The sequence below is a fragment of the Paracoccus rhizosphaerae genome (assembly GCF_026162645.1).
GTDB classification, from domain to species: domain Bacteria; phylum Pseudomonadota; class Alphaproteobacteria; order Rhodobacterales; family Rhodobacteraceae; genus Paracoccus; species Paracoccus rhizosphaerae.
Genome location: NZ_JAOTBE010000119.1, coordinates 1 through 4,919, shown reverse-complemented (window position 1 = coordinate 4,919; position 4,919 = coordinate 1). Strand labels below are relative to the sequence as shown.

Sequence of the window (4,919 nt, the reverse complement as noted above, 5' to 3'; positions counted from 1 at the left end):
TGGGTGATGGTAGTCTCTGGCATGGGCATATCCCTTTCTCGGTTGAGAATTGACGGCGTTCTGATCACCGCCATGATATGCCGCCCCCCCCCCGAGGCATCACCAACTTTCGCTCATTACTAATGAAACGGATGGATATATGACAGCTTCGACGGATAGAGAGAGATCCCTGGGAATATGAAGAGCGACGACTGCGCCGGCGCCGATCGAGAAGTCGTCGGGAACGTCCAGATGGAGATGGTCAGCCAGCTAGAAGACCCGCAGGCGGCTCCGGCTTGCAGCAGGTGTCATTCGCCGTTGCGAAGTGGCATGACTGCTGCCTCCGACGTCACCGTAGTCGCTTGCAAACCGCCAGAGGTGGCCGTCGCTTCCGGGTCGACTGCCCGCTGACGCGGATGCCTTCGACGACCAGACCAGCTTCAGCCTTTTCGGGCCGACCACGCTAGTCGATGTTCAGCTTGGACTTCAGCGCGTCGATGCGCTTTGAAGCCTCGGCTTTGCTGATGTCCTGGTCGAAAGCATCAGGCTCTTCCGCCTGTTCGCTCAGCGTCTTGAGATAGGAAGCCTGCGCACCGGTCATCGGATCGTCACCGCTGACCCAGGCTTCGGGGTCCTTCTGCGCATTGTCCGAGGGATGGGCCTTGGGGTCTTTATCGTCGTCAGCCATGACATGTCCGCCTTTATCCGGGTCTTCAAGAACCCTTGTCGCCTGCCTTGGTTCCTTTCGTGCTATCATGCGATCTTGCGCCTGGCGGGCCACTACGACCGTCGGCCTGCCAAGGCGTGCGGCCGGCCAAGGGATGTCTTCGACGCGAGGCGCTTTCCCCTTCCGTCGGATTCGGCCTATTCGTGAATCCGGCGATAGGTTTCCAACGTGTCCGGCTGAACAAGGTCGGGGTGAGCCAGGATGTGCTGAAAGAGAATGCGGGACTGCTCCATCATCCCGGCGGCGGGATAGTCGCGGGCGGCCGTGATGTTGTAGCGCCAGCCCATGTTCTTCCCGAACCCGGCCGAGAGGACGGCGCCCGCGGCGATGGTCGCGGCCAGGATGAGGGCTACGACGAATTCGGGGCTGCGGGTTCCCTTCTTCAGCACTTGCAGGTCAAGGCCGATGAGAACGCTCCACATTAGCATCATGAAGGCCAGGAAGGCTTCGGCGATCTCGTCGCCCTTCACCATCGGTTGCGCGATCAGGACATAGGACACGACCAGCGACGCCGGCCAGAGCGAGAGCGGGGGCAGGGACAGCTGCGCGACCCAGGCGAGGCGCCGGGGTAGTCTGGTCCTGAGCGCAGAGGCCAGCATCAGGACCTGCAGAAGCACGCCCGCGACCTCGTGGAAGTCCGCGCCCTGAAGCGGCCCGATGTTGTGCAGCGTGATCTCGCCCTGGCGGTTGACGGACCGCAGCACCTCGGGGGTGTCGATGCCGAAGATCCGCTGGCCCCATGAGATCTCCTCGCCCGCGATGAAGATGCAGGCCATTGCGAGAAGCAACAGGAAGGTTCGGTCGAGCCGCGCGGTTTTCAGCCCCGAGGCCAGGAAGATGCCGCCGGCTGCAGCAAAGGCGACCGACGTCGCATATTCGCCGATCTTGTCCTCGGATATCAGATAGACATAGCCGACCGGGAAGTGCCGTTCGATGGCGATGACCAGCATGAGGAGCAGCGACAGTCCGGCGGCATACGTCACCGCCTCGCACCAGGCTATCAGGTTTCGGGGAATTGGAACGTCGGAATAAGCCACCATGAAAACACTCTCTTGCACAAGCCGTCCGGCGCACACCCCGCGGATCAAGGTCTCCGGAGCCGAGGGTTTGCCTGACGATACCGTCATGAAATTGTCACATTTCATGAGCCTCATTAAGCTGTCTTTTTCGTTGCCTTTGCCCGTCAGGCATCGGAAGGCCGTCCCTCGCCAAGTGGCTGCCCATGATCCGGGCTTCCGGCGCGCGGTTCGAGATCCTGTGGAACATGCTGAGAGCCAGCCTGTTCAGCCCTGCAATCACAGCCTGTGACCGGGCTGAGCCAGTCAGAGGGTCCCCAGTTGGCAGCAAGACAGGGCACGGACGCAGACGATTTCCCGGCGGCGTCACCTGACGGGACCTGCCGAATGGTTCCGCCGCCAGTGTGGTCGCATCGCTTGGCAGCTATGGCTTCGGGGCGCAGGAGGTGCAGTCCGAAGCGGCGAGCGGTGGATGTCTCTCTGACCATCAACGGCGCGAACCACATCTTTACCCTGGATGCCAGGACCACGCTTCTCGACCTGTTGCGCGAACGGATGGACCTGACGGGGACATGGCGAGGCAATCACAACGATCGAAGGGCCGGGGCGCCCGGACGAGCTGCACCCCATGCAGGCGGCCTTCATCCAGCATGACAGGTTCCAGTGCGGATACTGCACGTCGGGCCAGATCCTCAGCGCCGTGGGCTGCGTGACCGGGGCGATGCCGGCACCCGCCCGAGATCCGCGAATACATGTTGGGAAACCTCTGCCGCTGCGGGGTTTACAAGGACCCTGCCGAAGCTGTGGCCAAGGCCCGCGACGCCACTATAAAGTTGGCGGAGGCAACCTGATGCGACCCTCCGGCTATCAGCGCCCCTTGTCGCCCGAAGATGCCGTCGGGCAAGTCGCCCCAATGGGGCCGGCCGGGCAGTTGGGCGCGTTCCTGGCCGGCGGCACGATGGTCGTCGATCTGATGAAGCTTCTCGTGGTGGCGCCTCCCAGTCTGACCGAGATCGGCGCGCTGGCAATGACACGGTTGAGGATCGGGGGGGCGGCACCCTGCATGTCGGCGCCGGCGTCACCAGGGCCACGGCGGCCGAACACCCGGCCATCCGCGACCGTGCGCCGCTCCTGCCGGACGTTCTGTGGAGAACGGTCAGCCCGTAACGGCCCAACCGTCCGAGGCGCAGCTGACCGCCTGGACGGCCGCGCACAAGATTCGCAGCGTGCTGAACCTGCGCGGGGCGTCAGACGCGGTCTGGTATCGCATCGAACGCGCCACCGCCGACCGTCTGAACCTGGCGCACGCCGATCTCCCGATGCGCGACAGCAAGATCCTGCCGGAGCGGGCGGTCGCGCTGATCGCGCTGCTGGACAGCCTGCCGAAGCCCGTCCTGATCCACTGCAAGAGGGGCCCGACCGGCCCGCGCCCGACGCTCTGGCATCGGCCCGCGACAGCTGCAGCAGGAGGTCGTCGCGGATCGTGTCCAAATAGCTGTTCAGCGCCTGCGGAATTGGTGTCAGTTCGGCCGGCAGATCGGGGGCGGCGACGGGTGACAGGTCCTGCGCCGACCGGCCGCGCAGGCCGTCGGCGAACCGCGTCGCGGGACGCAGCGCCGATCCGACCGCCCCGCGGATCGCCACCGGTGCCGCCAGCAGCACCGGCAGCATCAGCGCCACCAGCCAGGCCAGGCTTTCGCGAAGCTCGTCTCGCCGCCAGGCGTTGGTGTGGCCGACCTCGACCACAAGGTCGCTGTCGGGGTCGGCCAGCCGGAAGACCCGCCAGCCGGGCAGGTCCTGGCCGCCATCGTCGGTGACCGGCGCCCAGGGCGCGTCGGTGACCGCCATGTCCCCGTCGACGATGCGGATCGCGCTGTCGCCGGGGGGCAGCGGTCCCAGCTGCCCCGCCCCGCGATACAGCGCCAGCGACAGCCGCGCCGACGCCTCCAGGCTGTCGTCCATCAGCTCTGACATCTCGTGAGAGATCACCGTCGCGGCCAGCACGACCCCCGCAAGCCAGGCGGCGCAGGCCCCCAGCACCACCCGGCGCACCAGCCTGCCGCGCAGGGACCAAGGCCGCGTCACGGGATCAGATACCCCAATCCGCGCCGCGTCTGTATGGCATCCGCCCCCAGCTTGCCCCGCAGGCGAGAGACGTAGACCTCGACCGCGTTGCCCTCGATGGCGTCGTCGAAGGCATAGAGCCGAGCCTCCAGCACCTGCTTGGACAGCACCCGGCCCCGCGCCGACAAGAGCGCGTCGAACAGCGCCCATTCCCGAGAGGTCAGGCGGATCTCGGTCTCGTCGCGGAACAGCCGCGCCCCGGCCCGGTCCACCCGCAGCGGCCCCAGGCGGCTTTCCGTGGCCGGATCGCCCGAGGCGCGGCGGCCGTGGGCGCGCAGGCGGGCCTCGATCTCAGCAAGATCGTATGGCTTGACCACATAAGCGTCCGCGCCTGCATCCAGCCCGGCGATGCGTTCGCTTATCTGGTCGCGCGCAGTCGCGATGATCACCGGCACGCGGTTGCCACGCTGGCGCTGGTCACGGAGCAGTGCCAGCCCCGACCCGTCGGGCAGCGCCAGATCCAGCAGGATCGCGTCGAACGCGGCCACCTGCAGCGCCGCCTGCGCGATGTCCAGGTCCGGTGCGTGGTCCACCGCATGGCCCTGCACCCGCAGGAAACGGGTCAGTGCATCGGCGATATCGACCTCGTCTTCGATCAGCAGGATGCGCATCGGACTTTCCCGTTCGTCCCGCCCAGACATGGCGGGACCGGGCGGCCGGATCAATGGAAATCGCGGCGCCGGTTCTGCGCGGCGTAGAGGCCCCATCGCCTCGACCGGTGCGAGGACGCCCGCACCGGCTCGGTCAGGAAAGACCAGCGGCCTTCAGTGCCGCGCCTCTCCGAACTGGAGAGGTTCGGGCGTCCGGCCGCGGGTCTTCGCCAGCGACACCAACACGCCGATCGTCAGGATCGTGAAGGTGATCCCCAGTGACCAGGCTGGCGGAAACTTCTCCCACCCCATCAGGTCGGCGACGAAGATCTTCGATCCGATGAAGACCAGCAGGATCGACAGCGGCGTTGTTGCAGAACTCACACCTAAGGCATGACGCCCCCTTGCCCCGCTGATGTCAGGCCACGCGAACGATCTCGGCGGTGCCGAGGGCTGAGAAGCGGTTCATGAGAGCGACGCGGA

The 4,919-nt window shown here is 66.0% G+C and carries 5 protein-coding genes; all 5 read right to left on the bottom strand.

Going from position 1 to position 4,919, the window contains the following annotated elements; all coding sequences use genetic code 11:
• Positions 1–442: 442 nt before the first annotated feature.
• Positions 443–667, bottom strand: coding sequence for a DUF3072 domain-containing protein (locus tag OC184_RS19470; RefSeq protein WP_265508821.1), 225 nt, complete (start codon positions 665–667; stop codon positions 443–445).
• A 176-nt stretch (positions 668–843) separates the two neighbouring features.
• Positions 844–1,746 (bottom strand): hypothetical protein, encoded by a 903-nt coding sequence (locus tag OC184_RS19465; RefSeq protein ID WP_265508820.1) that lies wholly within the window; start codon positions 1,744–1,746, stop codon positions 844–846.
• An 843-nt stretch (positions 1,747–2,589) separates the two neighbouring features.
• Positions 2,590–3,807: a sensor histidine kinase family protein gene (locus OC184_RS19455; RefSeq protein ID WP_265508819.1), complete on the bottom strand. Its 1,218-nt coding sequence runs from the start codon at positions 3,805–3,807 to the stop codon at positions 2,590–2,592.
• Positions 3,804–4,457 (bottom strand): response regulator transcription factor, encoded by a 654-nt coding sequence (locus OC184_RS19450; RefSeq protein WP_265508817.1) that lies wholly within the window; start codon positions 4,455–4,457, stop codon positions 3,804–3,806. Before OC184_RS19450 ends, OC184_RS19455 begins: the two co-directional genes overlap by 4 nt.
• Before the next feature lie 153 nt (positions 4,458–4,610).
• Complete coding sequence (locus OC184_RS19445) at positions 4,611–4,820, bottom strand: hypothetical protein (RefSeq protein WP_265508816.1); 210 nt, start codon at positions 4,818–4,820, stop codon at positions 4,611–4,613.
• Positions 4,821–4,919: the final 99 nt, after the last annotated feature.